The organism is Salinisphaera sp. PC39 (assembly GCF_040361335.1).
Classification (GTDB): domain Bacteria; phylum Pseudomonadota; class Gammaproteobacteria; order Nevskiales; family Salinisphaeraceae; genus APNM01.
On record NZ_APNM01000007.1, the window covers coordinates 18350 to 38246 of the forward strand.

The window sequence follows — 19897 nt, forward strand, 5'->3', positions numbered from 1 at the left end:
ATCACGGGTTGCGGAGAATGCGCAGGAACGGCGTGATCTCAAGTATCTGGCCGTGGTGCGGCTGGACGAGGCCCGTCAGGGCTAGATCGATGTCGCGAAGATTGTAGCTGCCGGTCACGCGCCGGGTCGCCAGGTCGTCGTCGACGATCAGGATCCGGCCGCTGTAGTAGCGTTCCAGCGTTTCGACGACATCGGCGACGGTGCGGTCGTTGACGAAGAGCCGGCCCCGCCGCCAGGCGGCCACGTTGTCGGGCGATATGGCGTCGATGGCGGCGGTGCCGTCAGCGCGGGATATGCGGAGCTGTTGCCCGCCGTGCAACTGTTCGTCGACCGTGTCGCGGTAGCTCACCGCCACCGTGCCGTGGGCCACGCTCACGGCGTAGTGACGCTCACCGGCCTGTACGTCGAAGGCCGTGCCGAGGACCGTCACGTCGAGCTTGTCCGTGGATACGACGAAGGGCCGGTCGCGATCGGGCGTGACCTGGAAAAAGGCCTGTCCCTCAAGCAGCCGCACGTGTCGGCGCGCACCGTCGTAGTCGGTACGGATGGCGCTGTCGCCCCCGAGATGTATCACGCTGCCGTCATCCAGGGTGATCTGCCGGGATTCGCCGATGCCGGTGGCATGGTCCGCGGTCAAGTGCGGCTGTACGACCGACCACAGAGCGACGATCAGGCATGCCGCCAGGGCGGTTGATGCGGCCGTCGCGATACGGCGGACGGCACGTCGCCGGCGGGGTCTGGCCGGGGCGCGGAGGGCGCGGGGCCGCACGGCCGCGGTCGCCGGGGCGGCGGGCCAGCGGTCGATATCCGGCGGCACCTCGCCGACCAAGTCCCACACACGGGTCGCCCGCCGCCAAGCCTCGGCATGGCGTTCATCGGTGGTTTTCCAATCGTCCAGGGCCCGCCGCAAGGCGGCATCCTCCGGCGCCGTCTGCACGCGGATCAGCCAGTCGAATGCTTCTTGCAGAAGCGGATCGCTTTCCGCCTCGGGCCTGTCTGCGGTCATTCGTGTCTGCTTTCGGGTTGATATGCCGCGCTTCTATCAGAAACGAGCGATCATCGGAAATTTTTCAACGGGTGCGGGTGTCGCCGGGATCGGCGTCCAGATCCTCGGCGATCCGGAGCAGGGCTTGCCGTATCAGGCGATGTGCCGTGGGCACCGAGACATCCAGATGCGCCGCGATACCTTCCAGCGTGAAACCGCCGAAACGGTGCATTTCCAGGGCCACCCGGTTGCGCTCGGGCAGATCCCGCAGGATGCCGGCAACCTGACGCAGTTGCGAGCGCTGCAGCGTGAGCTGGGCCGGGTCGGGGGTCTCGGCCGGTATCAACCACGTGGCCGAGTTCGCCTCGCGGTGCCGTTTCTCCATCGACAGTCGCCGGACTAGGTCCAGCGCCAGGTTGCGCACGATGCGATACAGGTATGCCGCCGATTCGGCGGGCGGGCGTTCGGTCTCGTCGGGCACGAAACGAAAATAGGCGTCCTGCACCACATCCTCGGCACGTGATCGACAGCCGGTAATGGGCGTGACGTAGTCGATCAATGCGCTCCGGTGTGCAAGGTAAATCTTGAGGTTGCCGTTGCGCTGTCTCACCGCACTGCCACTGGGGTCGTTCGGGGATGCCGCATCCGGACAACGGGGTTGCCGGAGAGGGCAGCGGGTTGAGAGCGTAGATTATTTGAGAATGATTTTCAATTAGGATCAGGCGCCGGCGGTATGGCGTTCGCGACGGGTGGCGCGACGCCGGGCGGCGGCCGCGTGCATGCGCTCGCGGTACTGCACGGGGGTCTCGCCCTTCCAGCGCTTGAAGGCGCGGTAGAAGGTGCTGGGCTCGGAGAAGCCGGTGAGCCGGACGATGTCCTCGATCCGGGTGTCGGTGTCGGCCAGCAGGTCGCAGGCCAGCCGGCGGCGGTGGCGCGAGAGCTCGCGGCTGAAGTTGGTGCCGGCGGAGACCAGCCGGGCGCGGACCTGGGTCGGGGACAGGTTGAGGCGCTCGGCGACCCGTTCCAGGTCGGCCTTGCCGGCGGGCAGCAGCTCGCCGATGGCGCGGCGCACCGGCTCCACGAAGTCGCGGTGGCGGATGCGCTCCAGGCGCTCGCGGGCGATGCGCTCGGTGATCTCGAACAGCTCGGGCTCGGCGTGCCGGGAGCGCCGCTTGAGCAGCGCCGGGTCGAAGTACAGCCGGTTCTCGGCGGCGCCGTAGATCACCGGACAGCCGAAGAAACGTTCGCGCCGGGCCACGTCGGCCGGCGGTTCGCACATCCATTCGATGCGCGTGGGCGCGAATTCGTCGTCGGTGACGCTGCGGAAGAAGGCGATGGTGCCGCAGACGTGGCATTCCATGAGGTGCCGGGCGCGGTTGACCCGGGGCTCGCGCGACCGGATCGCGAGATAGGCGCCGTGCCGGTCGCGGCCCAGGCGGTTGTTCGCGGCGTCCGACTGCAGCCTCTGGTAGGTCAGGGCGCGGTCGATACCGGTGCCGAAGTCGCGGCTGGTCAGGTACAGATACTGCAGGACATGACCGCTCCGGGGCCGCATGTGCTCGCCTACGGTCAGGCCCACGTCGGGATCGCCGCTGACTGCCTCGGCGGCGATCCAGAATTCGATTTGGGCGGCGTGCGAGAAGGTAAGGTCGGGGTCGGCCAGGCGCTCTGGCCGCAGGCCGGCGCGCTGGAAAACGGTGTCGGCGTCGATGCCGGCTTCCCGCATCGCCAGGTAGCAAAGGCGCGCCTCGTCGCCCTGGTCCCGCAGGTCCGGTCTCACCAGAACGCTGTCCCGTTTCCCGATGGCTGGTTGACCGGGGAGATTACCACCGCCCGGCTTGACGGCCAATGACAATGGCGGTCGCGTTGTGGACACTGTCGGATTGACAGAACGAGACCTCTGAACGAAGGATCGCCCGCGCGCGCCACGCGCGGGCCGGTGCGCCACGATATCGACAGGAGAACCCATGAGTGTCAGCCAGTATCGCGCCGATGACGGTGTCGCCGTCATCGAGATGGACAACCCCCCGGTCAACGGTCTCGGCCACGAGTTGCGCCAGGAGATCGTGGCCGGGATCGACCGCGCCAACGGCGACGAGGCCATCCGCGCCATCGTCCTGATCGGTGGTCCCAAGGCCTTCTCCGGCGGCGCCGACATCCGCGAGTTCAATACCCCCAAGGCCACTGCCGAACCCCACCTCAACACCGTGATCGAGGTGATCGAGGAGAGCGCCAAGCCGGTGATCGCCGCGATCTCCGGCGCCTGCATGGGCGGCGGCCTGGAGCTGGCGCTGGGCTGCCATTACCGCGTGGCCCTGGCGGACGCCCAGATCGCGCTGCCCGAGGTCAAGCTCGGCCTGCTGCCGGGCGGCGGCGGCACCCAGCGCTTCCCGCGCGTGGTGGGTGTGGAGACCGCGCTGAACATGATCGTGTCCGGCACCATCGTGCCGGCCGACAAGCTCAAGGACACGGCGCTGTTCGACGAGATCGCGGACGGCGATCTCGCGGCGGCGGCCACGGCCTTCGCGCGCAAGGCGGCGGACAAGGGCGGCGCCCATCCGCGGGTCCGCGACCTGCCGCTGACACTGGATAACCCGGACGGCTTCTTCGGCTTCGCCCGCAATACCGTGCGCGCGGCGGCCGGCCCGTTCCCGGCGCCCCTGAACTGCCTGGAGGCGGTGGCCGCCGGCGTCTACGCCTCGACCTTCGACAAGGGGCTGGCCGAGGAGCGGCGGCTGTTCGCCGAGCTGATCGAGAGCGACGAGTCCAAGGCGCTGCGCCACGCCTTCTTCGGCGAGCGCGCCGCGGCCAAGATTCCCGACGTGCCTTCGGACACGCCCACCCGTGATATCCGCAAGGCCGCGGTGATCGGCGCCGGCACCATGGGCGGCGGCATCACCATGAACTTCCTCAACGCCGGCATCCCGGTGACGATCCTGGAGATGAAGCAGGAGGCCCTGGACAAGGGCCTGGCCACCGTCCGCAAGAACTACGAGCGCTCCATGAAGAAGGGCCGTCTGACCGAGGCCCAGGTCGAGGAGCGCATGGGCCTGATCACCCCGACCCTCGAATACGCCGACCTCGGCGACGCCGACATCGTGATCGAAGCGGTGTTCGAGGACATGGACGTGAAGAAGCAGGTCTTCGAGACCCTGGACGAGGTGATGAAGGAGGGCGCGATCCTCGCCACCAACACCTCGACCCTGGACGTGGACAAGATCGCGGCCTTCACCAAGCGTCCGCAGGATGTCGTCGGCACCCATTTCTTCAGCCCGGCGAACGTGATGCGTCTGCTGGAGGTGGTGCGCGGCGAGAAGACCGCCAAGGACGTGCTCGCCACCATCATGACGCTGGCCAAGAAGATCCGGAAGGTGGCGGTCGTCTCCGGCGTGTGCGACGGCTTCATCGGCAACCGCATGCTCAACAAGTACGTGGCCGAGGCCATGGCCGCGGTCCACGAGGGCGCCACCCCCGACCAGATCGACAAGGCGGTCGAGAAGTGGGGCCTGGCCATGGGGCCGTTCCGCATGGGCGACCTCGCTGGCAATGACGTCATGTGGTACATCCGCAAGCGCCACTACGAAGAGAACCCGGACATGCCGCGCCAGGTGATCGCCGATCGCCTGTGCGAGCAGGGCCGGTTCGGTCAGAAGACCGGCAAGGGCTGGTACGACTACCCCGACGGCCGCACCCCCAAGGTCGATCCCGAGGTCACCAAGCTGATCGAGGACTACCGCAAGGAAGCCGGCATCGAGCCGCGCAAGATCCCCGACGCCGAGATCGTGGAGCGCCTGATCTTCGCGCTGGTGAACGAGGGCGCCCGCATCCTCGAGGAGGGCATCGCCCAGCGGGCCTCGGATATCGACATGGTCTACCTCAACGGCTACGGCTTCCCGCTGCACCGCGGCGGTCCGATGCTCTACGCCGACACGGTGGGGCTGTTCAAGGTGGTCCGCCGCATGCGCCGGTTCGCCGAGAACCCGTTCACCGACAGCGAGTTCTGGCGGCCCGCGCCACTACTGGTGAAGCTGTCCGGCGAGGGCAAGACCCTGACCGGCTCGGCCTGAGGCGAAGAATTTTTAACCACAGAGGCACAGAGTCACAGAGAAGCGGGAAGATGATTAACGACAAAGACACGAATGGCGAAAGCTTCATGTCTTTGTACCCGCTGCTTTTTTCCTCTGTGTCCCCGTGCCTCTGTGGTTCAGTAATTAAGGAGAGATTTTCATGAGCGATGCCGTCATCGTTTCCACTGCACGCACGCCGCTGACCAAGTCCTGGCGCGGCGCCTTCAACATGACCCACGGGGCCACCCTGGGCGGGCACGTCATCAAGCACGCCGTCGAGCGCGCCGGCGTCGACCCGGCCGAGGTCGAGGACGTGATCATGGGCTGCGGCTACCCCGAGGGCGCCACCGGCAGCAATATCGCCCGCCAGGCCGCGATCCGCGCGGGCCTGCCCGTGACCACCGCCGGCGTGACCGTCAACCGCTTCTGTTCGTCCGGGCTCCAGACCATCGCCATGGCCGCGCAGCGGGTGCTGGTGGACCAGGTGCCGGTGATGGTCGCCGGCGGCCTGGAATCCATCTCCTGCGTCCAGAACGAGATGAACATGCACATGCTCATGGAGTCCTGGCTGCAGGAGCACAAGCCGGAAATCTACTGGCCCATGCTGCGGACCGCGGAGACCGTGGCCGAGCGCTACAAGATCCCGCGCGAGCAGCAGGACGAATACGGCGCGCGCAGCCAGCAGCTCGCCGCCGCCGCCCGCGAGGCCGGCAAGTTCGACGACGAGATCGTGCCCATCACCGTGACCGCGGGCGTGGCCGACAAGGCCACCGGCCGTCTCGGTACCAAGGAGGTCACGGTCTCGCAGGACGAGGGCATCCGCCCGGAGACCACCTACGAGGCCGTGTCCAAGATCCGGCCGGCGCTCCCCGGCGGCGTGATCGCGGCCGGCAACGCCAGCCAGTTCTCGGACGGCGCCTCCGCCTGCGTGGTGATGGACTCCAAGCTGGCCGAGCAGCGCGGCCTGGAGCCGCTGGGCATCTTCCGCGGCTTCGCCGTGGCCGGCTGCGAGCCGGACGAGATGGGCATCGGGCCGGTGTTCGCGGTGCCGCGCCTGCTCGACCGGGCCGGCCTCAAGGTCGACGACATCGGTCTGTGGGAGCTCAACGAGGCGTTCGCGGTGCAGGTGATCTACTGCCGCGACAAGCTCGGCATCCCCGACGAGCGCCTGAACGTCAACGGCGGCTCCATCGCCGTGGGCCATCCCTACGGCATGACCGGCTCGCGCCTGGTGGGCCACGCTCTGATCGAGGGCAAGCGCCGCGGCGAGAAGTACGTCGTGGTCACCATGTGCATCGGCGGCGGCATGGGCGCCGCCGGCCTGTTCGAGGTGGCCTGAGCCCGACGCGGCCGTCGCCCGCCCCGGAGCCTCACCGGGACGGGCGCCGGCGGCTTGCGCGCGTTGCGGGCGGCGCGTACGCTTGCCGCCCGCAACGCCACATCGACACAGACAAGCGGTCCCTCGTATCGGCCGCCACTGAAGGAGACAGCATGCCCGTTATCAGCCTGCCCGACGGCTCCACCAAGTCGTTCGACCAACCCGTTACCGTGATGCAGGTCGCCGAGGCCATCGGCCCGGGACTGGCGCGCGCCGCGCTGGCCGGACGCGTGGACGGCGAACTGGTGGACGCCTGCGTCGAGATCGACCGCGACGCCGAACTACAGATCATCACCGCGCGCGATCCCGAGGGGCTGGACATCATCCGCCACTCCTGCGCGCACCTGCTGGGGCAGGCCCTCAAGACCCTGTACCCGGACGTGCAGATGGCCATCGGTCCGGTGATCGAGGACGGCTTCTACTACGACGTGCGCATCGGCGAGACCTTGACCCCCGAGGACCTGGAGGTCATCGAGAAGCGCATGCACGAACTCGCCGAGCGCGACCACGAGGTGATCCGCGAGGTGGTCACCCGCGATCAGGCGCTGGCCGCCTTCGAGGCCCGCAACGAGCCCTACAAGATGGAGATCGTGCGGGAGATCCCGGAGGGCGAGACCATCGCCCTGTACCACCACGAGGACTACGTGGACATGTGCCGGGGCCCGCACGTGCCCAACTCCCGGCACCTGCGCGCGTTCAGGCTCACCAGCCTGGCCGGGGCCTACTGGCGCGGCGATTCCGCCAACGAGATGCTCACCCGCATCTACGGCACCGCCTGGGCCGACAAGAAGTCGCTCAAGGCGTACCTGCAGCGCATCGAGGAAGCCAAGAAGCGCGACCACCGCATGCTGGGCCGCCGCCTGGAGTACTTCCATCTCCAGGAAGAGGCGCCGGGCATGATCTTCTGGCACGACCGCGGCTGGCGCATCTACCTGACCATCACCGACTACATCCGGGACAAGCTGCGCGCGCACGACTACCGGGAGGTGCACACGCCGTCCATCATCGACCTGTCGCTGTGGCAGAAGTCCGGCCACGCCGACAAGTTCGCGGACGACATGTTCCTGACCGGGTCCGAGGACCGGCAGTACGCGATCAAGCCCATGAACTGCCCGGCCCACGTGCAGATCTACAACCACGGCCTGCGCAGCTACCGCGACCTGCCGCTGCGGCTGGCGGAGTTCGGGTCCTGCCACCGCAACGAGCCCTCGGGCACGCTCCACGGCCTGATGCGGGTGCGCGGCTTCGTCCAGGACGACGCCCACATCTTCTGTACCGAGAGCCAGATCGCGGACGAGGTGTCGGCCTTCATCGACATGGTGTTCGAGGTCTACCGCGACTTCGGCTTCGACGAGGTCCTGATCAAGTTCTCCACCCGGCCGGAACAGCGGGTGGGATCGGACGACGTCTGGGACAAGGCCGAGGCGGCGCTGCAGGCCTGCCTCGACGACAAGGGCCTGGACTGGGAGCTGCAACCGGGGGAGGGCGCCTTCTACGGCCCCAAGATCGAGTTCTCCCTGCGCGACTGCCTCAACCGCGTCTGGCAGCTCGGCACCGTGCAGCTCGATTTCTCCATGCCCGGACGCCTGGGCGCGGAATACGTGGCCGAGGACGGCGAGCGGCGGGTACCGGTGATGATCCACCGCGCCATCCTGGGGTCGCTGGAGCGTTTCATCGGCATCCTGATCGAGCACCACGCCGGATCGCTGCCGGCATGGCTGGCGCCGGTCCAGGCGATGGTCCTGAATATCACCGACGCCCAGGCGGAATACGCCCGTCGGGTGGAGCAAACCCTATCCCAGGCCGGTTTGCGCGTGGAAAGCGACTTGAGAAACGAGAAGATCGGCTATAAAATCCGCGCGCATACGATGCAGCGCATCCCCTACCTGCTGGTCGTGGGCGACCGCGAGATGGAGACCGAGACGGTCGCCGTCAGGCGCCGCGACGGCGAGGATCTGGGGGCGATGTCAATCAAGGCGTTGTCGCAGCGCTTGACCGCCGAGGCGGCCGAGCGGGGGTAGCGACGGCGCGGCCACCGGCTGTCCCCGTGGGACGGGCCGGGTTTTTCATTCTGGGAGGACGCGAATATCGCTTCTGGACAAAAGGATCGGCGCAACGAAGAGATCACCGCACCCGAGCTTCGGGTGGTTGCGCCCGACGGCGAACAGATCGGGGTCCTGAGTCGCGACGACGCACTGGCCAAGGCCGCCGAATACGACCTGGACCTCGTCGAGGTGGCGCCGACCGCCAAGCCGCCCGTGGCCCGGATAATGGACTACGGCAAACACTTGTTCGAGAAGAGCAAGTCGCAGCAGTCTGCGCGCAAGAAGCAGAAGCAGACGCAGCTCAAGGAAATCAAGTTCCGCCCGAACACGGAGAAGGGCGACTACCAGACCAAGCTCCGCAAGCTGCGGGAGTTCCTGGAGGAAGGCGACAAGGTGAAGATCACCCTGCGCTTCCGGGGCCGGGAGATGGCCCACCAGGAGTTGGGTCTGGAACTGATGGACCGGGTGCGCTCCGATCTCGACGACATGGCGACCGTCGAGCAGCAGCCGGAAATGCAGGGCCGATTGATGATCATGGTGATGGCGCCGCACAAGAGCGGCAAGGGCACCAAGCTCAAGGCCTGACGCACACAGCTAGAGAGACGGTAATGCCCAAGCTCAAGACCAATCGCGGTGCGGCCAAGCGCTTCAAGCGCGCCGGTAGCGGCAAGTTCCGCCGGCGGCACGCGAACGCGAACCACATCCTGACCAAGAAGAACGCCACGCGGAAGCGCCGCCTGGCGCAGAGCGCCGACGTCGCCCCGCAGGATCAGGCGGCGATCGAGCGGCTTCTCCCGTACCGGTAGATCCGGCGGACAACCGACAGACATAGAGAGGAAACGCGATCATGGCCAGAGTCAGTCGCGGCGTGACCGCCAAGGCGCGGCACAAGAAGGTTCTCAAGAAGGCGAAAGGCTATTACGGCGCGCGCAGCCGCAGCTTTCGCGTCGCCCAGCAGGCGGTGTTCAAGGCGGGGCAGTACGCCTATCGCGATCGCCGCCAGCGCAAGCGGCAGTTCCGGGCGCTGTGGATCACCCGCATCAACGCGGCCGCCAACAACCACGGCCTGTCGTACAGCAAGTTCATGCACGGCCTGAAGCGTGCCGGCGTCGAGCTGGACCGCAAGGTCCTGGCCGACCTGGCCGTCCGTGACAAGGCCGCGTTCGCCGCGGTCGCCGAGCAAGCCAAGGCGGCCCTGAACCAGGCCTGACGCCGTCGCCCGAGCGGCGACGCGCGAATGCAGGGGAAAGGCCCGCCGCCTTTCCCCTGTTTTGTTTTGGTCGTAAAGAAATGAACCACAGAGACACAGAGTGCACAGAGGCAGAATCCAATTGCGTCATCCCGGACGCGCGGTAGCGCGATCCGGGATCCACGGAAACGTTCGGCGGGGTCGAAGGTTTCCCTGGGCCCCGGATAGCCGCTGCGCGGCTTCCGGGGTGACAAACCTTGTTTCTCTCCGTGTTCTCTGTGCCTCTGTGGTTGGTTGAATCATGAGTGATTTGCAGCGCCTGGAAGAGACCGCCCTGGCGGAGATCGAGGCCGCGGACGACCTGCGTGCCCTGGACGACCTGCGTGTGCGCTACCTCGGCAAGAAGGGCGAGATCACCGGCCGTCTGAAGACGCTGGGCGACATGGCGCCCGACGAGCGGCGCGAGGCCGGGGCCACGATCAACGCGGTCAAGACCCGCGTGGCCGAGGCCGTGGCCGCCCGCAAGGCGGCGCTGGAAGAGGCCGAGCTGGACGCGCGCCTGGCCGGCGAGGCGGTGGACGTGACCCTGCCGGGCCGCGGCGAGCGCCCCGGCGCGCTGCATCCGCTGACCCGCACCCGGCGGCGCATCGAGGCCCTGTGGCGCCAGATCGGCTTCGAGATCGCCGAGGGCCCGGAGATCGAGGACGACTACCACAACTTCGAGGCCCTGAACGTGCCGCCCGAGCATCCCGCCCGGGCGATGCAGGACACCTTCTACGTGGACGACGAGCGCCTGCTGCTGCGTACCCACACCTCGCCGGTCCAGATCCGGGTGATGGAAGGGCAGGCGCCCCCCATCCGGATCATCGCGCCCGGCCGGGTATACCGCTGCGACTCCGACCGGACCCACAGCCCCATGTTCCACCAGGTGGAGGGGCTGTACGTGGCCGAGGACGTGAGCTTCGCCGACCTGCGGACCGATCTCCAGGACTTCCTGGAAGCGTTCTTCGAGACCCGCCTGCGGCTGCGGTTCCGGCCGTCCTACTTCCCGTTCACCGAGCCCTCGGCCGAGGTCGACATCGACGGCCGCGACCTGGGCACCGGCAGCGATTGGATGGAGGTGCTGGGCTGCGGCATGGTCCACCCCAACGTGCTCGCCGCCGTGGGCATCGACGCCGAGCGCTACACCGGCTACGCCTTCGGCATGGGCGTCGAGCGCCTGGCGATGCTCCGCTACGGCGTCGACGACCTGCGCCTGTTCTACGACAACGACCTGCGGTTTTTACGGCAGTTCGCTTGAGAAGATGAACCACAGAGGCACAGAGATACACAGAGGAAAGCTGCCATTACGTCATCCCGGACGCGCGCAGGCGCGATCCGGGATCCAGGGAAACGTTCGGCGTGGTCGCTGGCTCCACTGGACCCCGGATAGCCGCTGTGCGGCTTCCGGGGCGACAGCCTTTGTTCTTTCTCTGTGCCTCTGTGCCTCTGTGCCTCTGTGGTTGGGTTTTCTTAACGGAAAATAGACGATGCGGTTCAGTGAAAAGTGGCTGCGCGAGTGGGTCGACCCGCCGGTCGGCACGGACGAGTTGTGCGATCAGCTCACCATGGCCGGGCTGGAGGTGGACGCCGTCGAGCCGGCCGGTCCGGCCCTGGATCGCGTCGTGGTCGGCCGCATCCGCGAGGTCGCGCCGCACCCGGCCGCCGATCGCCTGGTCATATGCCGGGTGGACACCGGCGAGGACGCGCCCCGGCGCATCGTCTGCGGCGCCCCCAATGCCGCCGTCGACCTGGTCGCCCCCGTGGCGCTGCCGGGCGCGGTCCTGCCGGGCGGCACCGAGATCGCCGAGGGCGAGATCCGTGGCGAGGCGTCGCAGGGCATGCTCTGCGGCGCGTCCGAGCTGGGCCTGGGCGACGACGACAGCGGCCTGATGACGCTCGACCCGGACGCCGCGCCGGGTACGCCGCTGGTACGTCACCTGGGACTGGACGACAGCATCGTCGAGATCGATCTGACTCCCAACCGCGGCGATTGCCTCAGCGTGCGCGGCATCGCCCGCGAGGTGGGCGTGCGCAACCGCCGGGACGTCGCCGCCGCAGCCAGCGACGCGGTGCAGGCCGACATCGAGGACCGGCCCGAGGTCCGCATCGAGGCGGAGAAGGCCTGTCCGGTCTACGCCGGCCGCATCATCGTCGATGTCGACCCCGCCGCGCGCACGCCCGACTGGATGCGGGAGCGGCTGCGCCGCGGCGGTATCCGGCCGATCTCGCCGGTGGTCGACGTTACCAACTACGTGATGCTCGAACTCGGTCAGCCCATGCATGCTTTCGACCGGTCGCGCCTGCGGGGTGCCATCCGGGTCCGCGAGGCCGAGGCGGGCGAGCGCATCGAGCTGCTGGACGGCCAGGAGGTGACCCTGGAGGCCGGCACCCTGGTGATCGCCGACGACAGCGGTCCGGTCGCCATCGCCGGCGTCATGGGCGGCGCGGCCACCGCCGTGGACGAGGCGACGCGCGAGATCGTGCTCGAGTCCGCCTGTTTCTCGCCGCTGGCCGTGGCCGGGCAGGGGCGCCGCTACAAGATCCACACCGACTCGCTGCATCGCTTCGAGCGCGGCGTCGACCCGCACGGCCAGGTCGCCGCGATCGAGCGCGCCACGGCCCTGATCCGGACGATCGCCGGCGGCCGCGTCGGGCACGTCACCGTGACCCACGGCTACCCGCTGTGGGAAGACCGCGAAATCCGGCTTCGCCACGAGCATGTCGAGCGTCTGCTCGGATGCCATATTCCCGGCGAGGAGATCTCCGAGATCCTGGTGCGCCTGGACATGAAGGTGGTTTCCGAGGATGTCGGAAGCTGGCTGATACACCCGCCCAGTCACCGGTTCGATCTGGCGCTGGAGGCCGATCTGGTCGAAGAGGTCGCGCGGGTCCACGGTTACGAGCGTCTGCCGAGCCGCCCGCGGCGGATCGCCGCCAACCTGCGGCCGATCCCGGAAGCGCGCCGGCCCCACGACGCACTCCAGGAAATCCTGCGCCAGCGCGGCTATGACGAGGCCATCACCTACAGCTTCGTCGAGCCTGAATTACAGGCGGCGCTCGATCCCGAGGCCGCCAAGGTGGCGATCGACCTGGACAATCCCATCGCCGCCCAGTACGCCCAGATGCGCACCACGCTCTGGAGCGGCCTGTTGCCGGCCTGGCGCCACAACCTGCGGCGCCAGCAGCCGCGCGTACGCCTGTTCGAGTTGGGCCTGCGCTTCGCGCGCGACGCCGACGCCGAGCTCGGCATCCGGCAGACGCCGACCCTGGCCGGCCTCGCGGCGGGCCCCGCCGCGGACGAGCATTGGGACGCCGACCGCCGGGCGCTGGACTTCTTCGACGTCAAGGGTGATGTCGAGGCCCTGCTGGCGAATGTCGACGGCGACGTGACGTTCGAGGCCGCCCGGCACCCCGCCCTGCATCCGGGCCGGGCCGCCCGGATCGCGGTGGCCGGGCGCCCTTGCGGCTGGCTGGGACAACTGCATCCGAAATTCCAAAAGATATTGGACGTCAAGGCATTGCCTTACGTATTTGAATTGGATTCCGAAGTTCTGGAGGCGGTGCCCGTGCCCCGTTTCGAGGCCCTGTCCGAGTACCCGTCGGTGCGGCGCGACCTGGCGCTGCTCGTGCCCGAGGGCGTACCCGCCGGTGACCTGGTCGCCACGGCCCTGACCGCCGACGTGCCGCACCTGCAATCCGCGCACGTGTTCGATGTGTTCCGGGGCGGTGACCTTGAGACGGGTTTCAAGAGTGTCGCTTTAGGCTTGATTTTCCAGGATAAAACGAGCACGCTAACCGATCAGGGAGTGGATTCGGACGTGACGCGTCTGACGGCGGCCTTACAGGACCGCTGTGGCGCCCGTGTCAGGGGGCAATAAGAAGTGGCACTCACCAAGGCTGATCTGGCCGAAACGCTGTTCGAGCAATTGGGGCTGAACAAGCGCGAAGCCAAGGAATTCGTCGACTCGTTCTTCGAGGAAATCCGGTCCACGCTGGAGTCGGGCGATTACGTCAAACTCTCCGGCTTCGGCAACTTCGAGTTGCGCGACAAGAACCAGCGACCCGGACGCAATCCCAAGACGGGCGAGGAGATTCCGATCTCGGCCCGGCGCGTGGTGACCTTCCGTCCGGGCCAGAAGCTCCGTACGCGCGTGGAATCGAGCGTTGACTCAGACCGCTAAACAACTCGAACTCCCGCCGATACCGGACAAACGATATTTCACCATCGGCGAGGTCAGCGAGCTGTGTTCGGTCAAGCCGCACGTGCTGCGGTACTGGGAGCAGGAATTCCCCCAACTCAAGCCCGTGAAGCGCCGCGGCAACCGGCGCTACTACAAGCAGCAGGACATCATGCTGGTGCGCGATATCCGCGAGCTGTTGTACGAGCAGGGCTTCACCATCAGCGGCGCCCGCGGCCAGCTCAAGGAAAAGGGCAAGGCCATGTCCGTGGTGCCGCCCGGCAGCGCCAGCGATTCCCTCAAGAAAATCCGCCGCGAACTGGAAGCCATCATCGAGCTGCTCAATTAAGGGGACGGTATACTTAATTCCTGAATAATTAAGTATACCGTCCCCTTAATTCTCTCTGTCACTCTGTCGGCGGCTTGCGCAGCTTCTTGGTCCGGCCGCGTGATTTCTTGGACTCCAGACGCCGGCGCTTGGCGGCGCGCGACGGGCGCGTGGGCTTGCGGCGTTTGGGCGGTCGGGCGGCGCGGGCGATCCAGCGCGCCAGGCGTGCGCGGGCATCCTCCCGGTTGCGCTCCAGGCTGCGGTAGCGGCGGGCGTCGATCACCAGCTCGCCGTGGCGGTTGATGCGCGGCGCCGCCAGCGTGAGCAGCCGCTCCCGCACGTCCGGCGGCAGGCTGGGGCTGCGGCGCACGTCGAAGCGCAGTTGCACCGCGGTGGCGACCTTGTTGACGTTCTGCCCGCCCGGGCCCGACGAGCGCACGAAACGCTCCGTCAGCTCGGTCTCGGGAATCCGGATGTTGGGTGTCGCCTCGACCATGGTCCGTATAATGTCGGCCGTATTCCCAGCAGGTTCAAACCGCGATGACGCGTTTCGCCAGCAGATCCGGAGTCCTGTCCCTGGCCGCGTTCGCCGCGGCGGCCCTCGCCGTCGGATGCGCCGGCTTCGGTCAGGACGAGCGGTCGGATCGTCCGGACGTCGATATCCTGCAGCGCAGCGCCTACTGCCACACCCCGGGCGAGGAGGCGGCCGCGCACTATTTCCCCGACCCGCCGTCCTTCCGGCGCTGGATCGACTCGCGCGAGATCAGCGAGTTCCGGGCCGGCGCGGCGTCCCTGGGCGGGGTGATCGTGGTCGAGATGGGCGAGCGGCCGACGGCCGGATACCGGCTGGAAGTGCGCGAAGGCATGAGCCGTATCGAGGAGGGCACCCTCATCCTCGCGCTGGACTGGCTGCCGCCTGCGCCCGATGCCATGGTGGCCCAGGTCGTGACCGCGCCCTGCATCGTGGTCGGCGCTCCCGACGGCGACTACGGGCGCATCGAGGTGCGCGACAACACTCTCGACCTGCGCGCCATCACCGAACGCTAACCTAAATTAAGGGGACGGTATACTCAATTCTGAGGAATTAAGTATACCGTCCCCTTAATCTTGATTAGCCTCTTGCAGGCTGAAGGCCACCAGGTCCGGCAGGAAGCGCCGGAATACGAGGTCCAGCTCGGCGTCCCGGGCCACGAGCAGGGGCAGGGCCTCGCGCAGCGGACTGGGCCGCGCGAGGCGGGCATGCACCCGGTACAGGCCCTGTTCCACGCCGCGCGGCCGGGCATAGGCGCAGAGCGCGTCCGGCAGGCCCGCCAGCCGGGTGCCGGCGAAGGGCGCCGCCGCCGGCCACTCCCGCCGCATGCGCGTCGTCGCGCGTTGCACGAAGCGGTCCACGGGCTCGTCGTGGAAATCGCGCCAATGACGGATCAGCAGGTGGTCGAAGTAAACATCCAGCAGGATGCCGGCGTAGCGCCGGTAGGGCGGCGGGAACCAGTCGCGGGCCTCGGCCAGCAGCGGGTGGCTGTCGGCGTAACTGTCCACCCGGCGGTGCAGGCGGATGCCGGTCTCGATCGCCGGATCGAAGCGGCCGCCAAGGCGCCCGCGCACGAAATCGCCGAGGAAGTTGCCGGCGAAGGATGTGCCCGTGCGTTCGGCCAGGTAAAGATGTGCCAGATGGTTCATGCCGAATCCGCCCGCGGGTGCAGGATATCCGCTCCCAGAGTAGCCCAAGGCCGCGGCACTGTCCCGTCGACCGCGCGGCGATCGCCGCCTGAGGTAGACTCGCGCCCATGTCGACCAAGACCCAACCCCTTCGCATCGACGGCCGCTTTCGTAATCCGCCCGGGGCGCCCCGCCCCGGAGGCGGCCGCGGCGGCTTCGCCGGCTTTCTGCTTCGTCGCGCCCTGGATCGCAGGCGGCCGGAGGTGCCGCCGGGACACGTGTTGCCCCGGCCCGCGGTGCGCGACGGCTTGCGCTTTCACGAGGCCGGCGACGCCGCCACCTGGCTCGGCCATAGCAGCTACCTGCTGCGCTGGGGCGGCCAGACCCTGCTGACCGACCCCTTCCTGACCAGCGTCGCGGCGCCGCGTCCGGCGACATCCCCGCGGCGCTTCGTGCCGCCGGCGCTGCGACCGCGGGAATTGCCGCCCATCGACTGGCTGCTGTTGTCGCACAACCACTACGACCACTTCGACGCCGCCACGCTGGCGCGCCTGCCGGGCCGGGCGGAGATACGGGCCGTCGTCCCGCTCGGATTGGGGCCGGCGCTGCGCCGCCTGGGTTATCGCCAGATTCACGAGCTGGACTGGTGGCAGAGCGTGGCCACGGCCGGCATCACCGTCACGGCGGTGCCCGCCATCCATTTCTCGCGGCGCGGGGCCTTCGACGGCAACCGCACCCTCTGGTGCGGCTTCGTGGTCGAGACCGCGGACGGGCGGAGGCTGTACTTCGCCGGCGACACCGCCTACCACCCCGTGTTCGCGGAGATCGGCGAGACCTTCGCCCCCGTGGACCTGGCCTTGCTTCCGATCGGCGCGTACGAGCCGCGCGCCGTCATGGCCGGCGCCCACGTCAATCCGGAAGAAGCGGCCGCGATCGCGAGGGACGTCGGCGCCCGCACCGCCGCGGCCATGCACTGGGGCACGATCGTGCTCACCGACGAGCCGCCCTTCGAGCCACCTGGCCGTTTCCGGCGTGCCCTGGAGCAACAGGGCTATCGGCACGACGATATCTGGATTCCGGCGGTGGGGGAGACGCGGAAGCTGTGAATGATCCGCGGACTTGTCGGCCGTGGACATAGGCCGGATCAGTGCACCGGCGTGTTTCAGGGTTCCGGGGGTAAGCCGGTCAGACAATGAAAGAAGGCCCGCCGAAGCGGGCCTTCCACGCTCGGATCGGACGCCGATCACTCGGCGCCGCTCACCGTGACGTCGTCGCGGATGGATTCGAGCGTCTTCTCGCCGATGCCGTCGACCGCGGTCAGGTCATCGGCGCTGCCGAAGCCGCCGTTGGCGTCGCGGTACTCCACGATCGCCTGGGCCTTGGCCTCGCCGATACCGTCGAGGCTTTGCAGATCCTCGGCGCTGGCGGTGTTGACGTCGACTTCCGCCCAGGCCAGGGCGGCGAACGAGACGAGAATACCCCCCAAGAGGGTCTTGATGCCTTTCATGCTTCTCTCCTTCTTCCGTGAAGCGAGTAAAAAAGCCGGTACGGAGACCGGCTTTCCAAAGCTAGCCCAGCCACCACCCGGATTTCAAGTCCGGAATTAAGGGGACGGTATACTTAATTTCGCATGAATTAAGTATACCGTCCCCTTAATTTGGCAGAGTTGGATGTGTGGCAAACCAATGAGTGCTATCATTGATATCAATCATTGATAAGAGTGGATGAGTCGCGATGGCCAATCTCATTGTGCGCAACTTGGATGATGCAGTCGTACGGGCGCTGAAGCGCAATGCTGCTCGACATAGCCGCAGCGCGGAGGCGGAGCACCGCGCGATTCTGGAAGAAGCTTTATTAAAACCCCGACGCCGTTCTCTAGCCGAGGCCCTGGCGGATATACCGAATGTGGGTCGAGATATGGATTTCGAACGTTCTCAGGATGAGGAAGCTGTGGATGTATTTGATTGATACCAACGTCATCAGTGAAATCCGCAAAGGGAGAAAAGCGAATCGAGGCGTGCGAAAGTTCTTTCGGAAAACCCTATATAAGCGCTTCGACCTGTACCTTTCGGTCATAACTGTTGGCGAACTCAGCCGTGGTGTGGAATTAATCCGACACCGTGGAGATATCCGCCAGGCAGCCTTACTCGAAGATTGGCTGTCTGGATTGCTTCGAGACTACGCCGATCACATTTTGCCCTTTGATACTGATATGGCGCAGGTATGGGGCAAGTTGCGTTCACCGCATTCCGAGCATCTTCTAGACAAGCAAATAGCAGCGACCGCATTGGTCTACGACCTGACCGTGTTGACACGTAATACCCGGGATTTCGAGGCCACGGGTGTCCGTATTCTCAACCCATTCGAGTAAACTCCGCGCCCATGACACCCGAACGAGAAAAACGCATCCGCGACGTCCTGGACCGGCGCCAGCCGGACCTGACCGTGGTCATGGATCGCGTGCACAAGCCCCATAACCTCGCCGCCATCGCCCGGTCGTGCGACGCGGTCGGCATCGCCGAGCTGAACGCGGTGCCGCTGCCCGGCCACGCCACGCGTCTCCACCGCGACAAGGCCGCCAGTGGCGCCGGCAAGTGGCTGCCGATGCGAAAGCACGCCGATATCGAGGCCGCGTACCGGTACCTGCGGGAGCAGGGCATGCGTATCTATGTCGCCCACGAGTGCCCGGAAGCCATCGATTTCCGTGCTGTCGACTACACCCGGCCCACCGCGATCGCCGTGGGCGCCGAGCTGGACGGCGTCTCCGAGGAAGCCATCGCCGGTGCCGACGGCGCGTTGGCCGTCCCCATGCAGGGCATGACCCGCTCCCTGAACGTCTCCGTGGCCACGGCCGTGATCCTGTACGAGGCCCAGCGCCAGCGCGAAGCCGCTGGCTACTACGAGACGCCGCGGCTGTCCGCCGAAGCCAGGGAGGCGATCTTCCGGCGCTGGTCGGAGCAATAGCAAGGGCATACGCCCGTATAATCCACGCCGTACCCGGACCGAATCGAACCATGAAAGACATACTGCGCAAACGCATCCTGGTCACCGGTGGCGCCGGCTTCATCGGCTCGCATCTCTGCGAGCGCCTGCTGGCGCAGGACCACGATGTCATCTGCGTGGACAACTTCTTCACGGGCCGCAAGGCCAACATCGCCCACCTGATCGGCAACCCGTTCTTCGAGGTGCTGCGCCACGACGTCTGCTTCCCGCTCTACGTCGAGGTAGACGAGATTTACAACCTGGCCTGCCCGGCCTCGCCGATCCACTATCAGCACGACCCCGTGCAGACCACCAAGACCAGCGTCCACGGCGCCATCAACATGCTGGGGCTGGCCAAGCGCACCGGCGCCAAGATCCTCCAGGCCTCCACCAGCGAGGTTTACGGCGATCCCACGCTGCATCCCCAGCCCGAAAGCTACTGGGGCAACGTGAACCCCGTCGGCAGCCGCGCGTGCTACGACGAGGGCAAGCGCTGCGCCGAGACCCTGTTCTTCGACTATCGCCGCCAGTACGACATGCCGATCAAGGTGGCGCGCATCTTCAACACCTACGGCCCGCGCATGCACCCGCACGACGGCCGCGTGGTCTCCAACTTCATCATGCAGGCCCTGGAAGGCGAGGCGATCACCCTCTACGGCGACGGCAGCCAGTCGCGCTCCTTCTGCTATGTCGACGACATGGTCGAGGGCCTGATGCGGTTGATGGCGACCGGCCACGAAGTCACCGGCCCGATCAACCTCGGCAATCCGGGCGAATTCACCATGCGCGAGTTGGCCGAGCAGGTCCTCGCGCTCACCGACTCCGATTCGCGGCTGGAACAACATCCGCTGCCCGAGGACGACCCCAAGCAGCGGCAGCCGGACACCCGACTGGCAAACGAACTCCTCGGTTGGCAGGCCACGACCACCCTGGCGGAGGGTCTGCCCCGGACCGTCGAGTATTTCCGGAATCTGTTGGCCCAGGTCGAGGGCAAGTAACACCCCAAACCGCATGCCCGGATGCCGGACTAATAAGGGGACAGTT

At 67.1% G+C, this 19897-nt stretch carries 22 protein-coding genes; 16 read left to right on the top strand and 6 right to left on the bottom strand.

The window, feature by feature from the left end; all coding sequences use genetic code 11:
- Nucleotide 1: 1 nt before the first annotated feature.
- From PC39_RS08180 to PC39_RS08190, 3 genes are all read right to left on the bottom strand, one after another.
- Nucleotides 2-1006 carry a FecR family protein gene (locus PC39_RS08180; protein WP_353252892.1) on the bottom strand — a complete coding sequence of 335 codons (1005 nt, stop codon included), beginning with the start codon at nucleotides 1004-1006 and terminating at the stop codon, nucleotides 2-4.
- 64 nt (nucleotides 1007-1070) lie between these two features.
- Nucleotides 1071-1595, bottom strand: a complete 525-nt coding sequence (locus tag PC39_RS08185) for a sigma-70 family RNA polymerase sigma factor (protein ID WP_353252893.1) — start codon at nucleotides 1593-1595, stop codon at nucleotides 1071-1073.
- 108 nt (nucleotides 1596-1703) lie between these two features.
- Nucleotides 1704-2765, bottom strand: a complete 1062-nt coding sequence (locus PC39_RS08190; RefSeq protein ID WP_353252894.1) for an AraC family transcriptional regulator — start codon at nucleotides 2763-2765, stop codon at nucleotides 1704-1706.
- Between the two features lie 187 nt (nucleotides 2766-2952).
- Between PC39_RS08190 and PC39_RS08195 the strand changes: the two genes are divergently transcribed.
- From PC39_RS08195 to PC39_RS08240, 10 genes are all read left to right on the top strand, one after another.
- Nucleotides 2953-5052, top strand: a complete 2100-nt coding sequence (locus tag PC39_RS08195; protein WP_353252895.1) for a 3-hydroxyacyl-CoA dehydrogenase NAD-binding domain-containing protein — start codon at nucleotides 2953-2955, stop codon at nucleotides 5050-5052.
- A gap of 160 nt (nucleotides 5053-5212) precedes the next feature.
- Entirely contained in the window at nucleotides 5213-6391 is a 1179-nt protein-coding gene (locus PC39_RS08200) for an acetyl-CoA C-acyltransferase (RefSeq protein ID WP_353252896.1), read from the top strand.
- A gap of 152 nt (nucleotides 6392-6543) precedes the next feature.
- Complete coding sequence (gene thrS, locus PC39_RS08205) at nucleotides 6544-8451, top strand: threonine--tRNA ligase (RefSeq protein WP_353252897.1); 1908 nt, start codon at nucleotides 6544-6546, stop codon at nucleotides 8449-8451.
- A 66-nt stretch (nucleotides 8452-8517) separates the two neighbouring features.
- Nucleotides 8518-9060 carry a translation initiation factor IF-3 gene (gene infC / locus PC39_RS08210; RefSeq protein WP_353253051.1) on the top strand — a complete coding sequence of 181 codons (543 nt, stop codon included), beginning with the start codon at nucleotides 8518-8520 and terminating at the stop codon, nucleotides 9058-9060.
- A 23-nt stretch (nucleotides 9061-9083) separates the two neighbouring features.
- The gene (gene rpmI / locus PC39_RS08215; RefSeq protein WP_353252898.1) at nucleotides 9084-9281 is read left to right on the top strand and encodes a 50S ribosomal protein L35; all 198 of its coding nucleotides are present in this window, start codon (nucleotides 9084-9086) and stop codon (nucleotides 9279-9281) included.
- A gap of 41 nt (nucleotides 9282-9322) precedes the next feature.
- Nucleotides 9323-9685: a 50S ribosomal protein L20 gene (rplT, locus tag PC39_RS08220; protein WP_353252899.1), complete on the top strand. Its 363-nt coding sequence runs from the start codon at nucleotides 9323-9325 to the stop codon at nucleotides 9683-9685.
- 280 nt (nucleotides 9686-9965) lie between these two features.
- A complete protein-coding gene (gene pheS, locus PC39_RS08225; RefSeq protein WP_353252900.1) occupies nucleotides 9966-10964 on the top strand; it encodes a phenylalanine--tRNA ligase subunit alpha in 999 nt (332 codons plus the stop codon).
- Nucleotides 10965-11193: 229 nt separating this feature from the next.
- Nucleotides 11194-13584, top strand: coding sequence for a phenylalanine--tRNA ligase subunit beta (gene pheT / locus PC39_RS08230; protein WP_353252901.1), 2391 nt, complete (start codon nucleotides 11194-11196; stop codon nucleotides 13582-13584).
- A gap of 3 nt (nucleotides 13585-13587) precedes the next feature.
- Nucleotides 13588-13887 carry an integration host factor subunit alpha gene (locus PC39_RS08235; protein WP_353252902.1) on the top strand — a complete coding sequence of 100 codons (300 nt, stop codon included), beginning with the start codon at nucleotides 13588-13590 and terminating at the stop codon, nucleotides 13885-13887.
- Nucleotides 13871-14233 carry a MerR family transcriptional regulator gene (locus tag PC39_RS08240; protein WP_353252903.1) on the top strand — a complete coding sequence of 121 codons (363 nt, stop codon included), beginning with the start codon at nucleotides 13871-13873 and terminating at the stop codon, nucleotides 14231-14233. Before PC39_RS08235 ends, PC39_RS08240 begins: the two co-directional genes overlap by 17 nt.
- A 58-nt stretch (nucleotides 14234-14291) precedes the next feature.
- Here PC39_RS08240 and arfB read toward each other — a convergent pair whose 3' ends face one another.
- Nucleotides 14292-14708, bottom strand: coding sequence for an alternative ribosome rescue aminoacyl-tRNA hydrolase ArfB (arfB, locus tag PC39_RS08245; protein WP_353252904.1), 417 nt, complete (start codon nucleotides 14706-14708; stop codon nucleotides 14292-14294).
- A gap of 44 nt (nucleotides 14709-14752) precedes the next feature.
- Between arfB and PC39_RS08250 the strand changes: the two genes are divergently transcribed.
- Nucleotides 14753-15259 carry a protease complex subunit PrcB family protein gene (locus tag PC39_RS08250; protein ID WP_353252905.1) on the top strand — a complete coding sequence of 169 codons (507 nt, stop codon included), beginning with the start codon at nucleotides 14753-14755 and terminating at the stop codon, nucleotides 15257-15259.
- Between the two features lie 54 nt (nucleotides 15260-15313).
- On the opposite strand, the gene PC39_RS08255 is transcribed toward PC39_RS08250, so the two are convergent.
- A complete protein-coding gene (locus PC39_RS08255) occupies nucleotides 15314-15892 on the bottom strand; it encodes an acyl carrier protein phosphodiesterase (RefSeq protein WP_353252906.1) in 579 nt (192 codons plus the stop codon).
- A gap of 107 nt (nucleotides 15893-15999) precedes the next feature.
- Here PC39_RS08255 and PC39_RS08260 point away from each other — a divergent pair, with 107 nt between their 5' ends.
- On the top strand, nucleotides 16000-16977 hold the full coding sequence (locus PC39_RS08260) for an MBL fold metallo-hydrolase (protein WP_353252907.1): 978 nt from the start codon (nucleotides 16000-16002) through the stop codon (nucleotides 16975-16977).
- A 137-nt stretch (nucleotides 16978-17114) separates the two neighbouring features.
- Here the strand turns inward: PC39_RS08260 and PC39_RS08265 are convergent, their stop codons facing one another.
- Complete coding sequence (locus tag PC39_RS08265; RefSeq protein WP_353252908.1) at nucleotides 17115-17378, bottom strand: ComEA family DNA-binding protein; 264 nt, start codon at nucleotides 17376-17378, stop codon at nucleotides 17115-17117.
- Between the two features lie 227 nt (nucleotides 17379-17605).
- Between PC39_RS08265 and PC39_RS08270 the strand changes: the two genes are divergently transcribed.
- The 4 genes from PC39_RS08270 to PC39_RS08285 are packed head-to-tail and all read left to right on the top strand — an operon-like array spanning nucleotide 17606 to nucleotide 19851.
- Nucleotides 17606-17839, top strand: a complete 234-nt coding sequence (locus PC39_RS08270; RefSeq protein WP_353252909.1) for a FitA-like ribbon-helix-helix domain-containing protein — start codon at nucleotides 17606-17608, stop codon at nucleotides 17837-17839.
- Nucleotides 17826-18242 carry a type II toxin-antitoxin system VapC family toxin gene (locus PC39_RS08275; RefSeq protein ID WP_353252910.1) on the top strand — a complete coding sequence of 139 codons (417 nt, stop codon included), beginning with the start codon at nucleotides 17826-17828 and terminating at the stop codon, nucleotides 18240-18242. Before PC39_RS08270 ends, PC39_RS08275 begins: the two co-directional genes overlap by 14 nt.
- Before the next feature lie 11 nt (nucleotides 18243-18253).
- Nucleotides 18254-18835, top strand: a complete 582-nt coding sequence (locus tag PC39_RS08280) for a TrmH family RNA methyltransferase (protein WP_353252911.1) — start codon at nucleotides 18254-18256, stop codon at nucleotides 18833-18835.
- Nucleotides 18836-18885: 50 nt separating this feature from the next.
- Entirely contained in the window at nucleotides 18886-19851 is a 966-nt protein-coding gene (locus PC39_RS08285; protein WP_353252912.1) for a UDP-glucuronic acid decarboxylase family protein, read from the top strand.
- The last annotated feature ends 46 nt before the right edge of the window (nucleotides 19852-19897 follow it).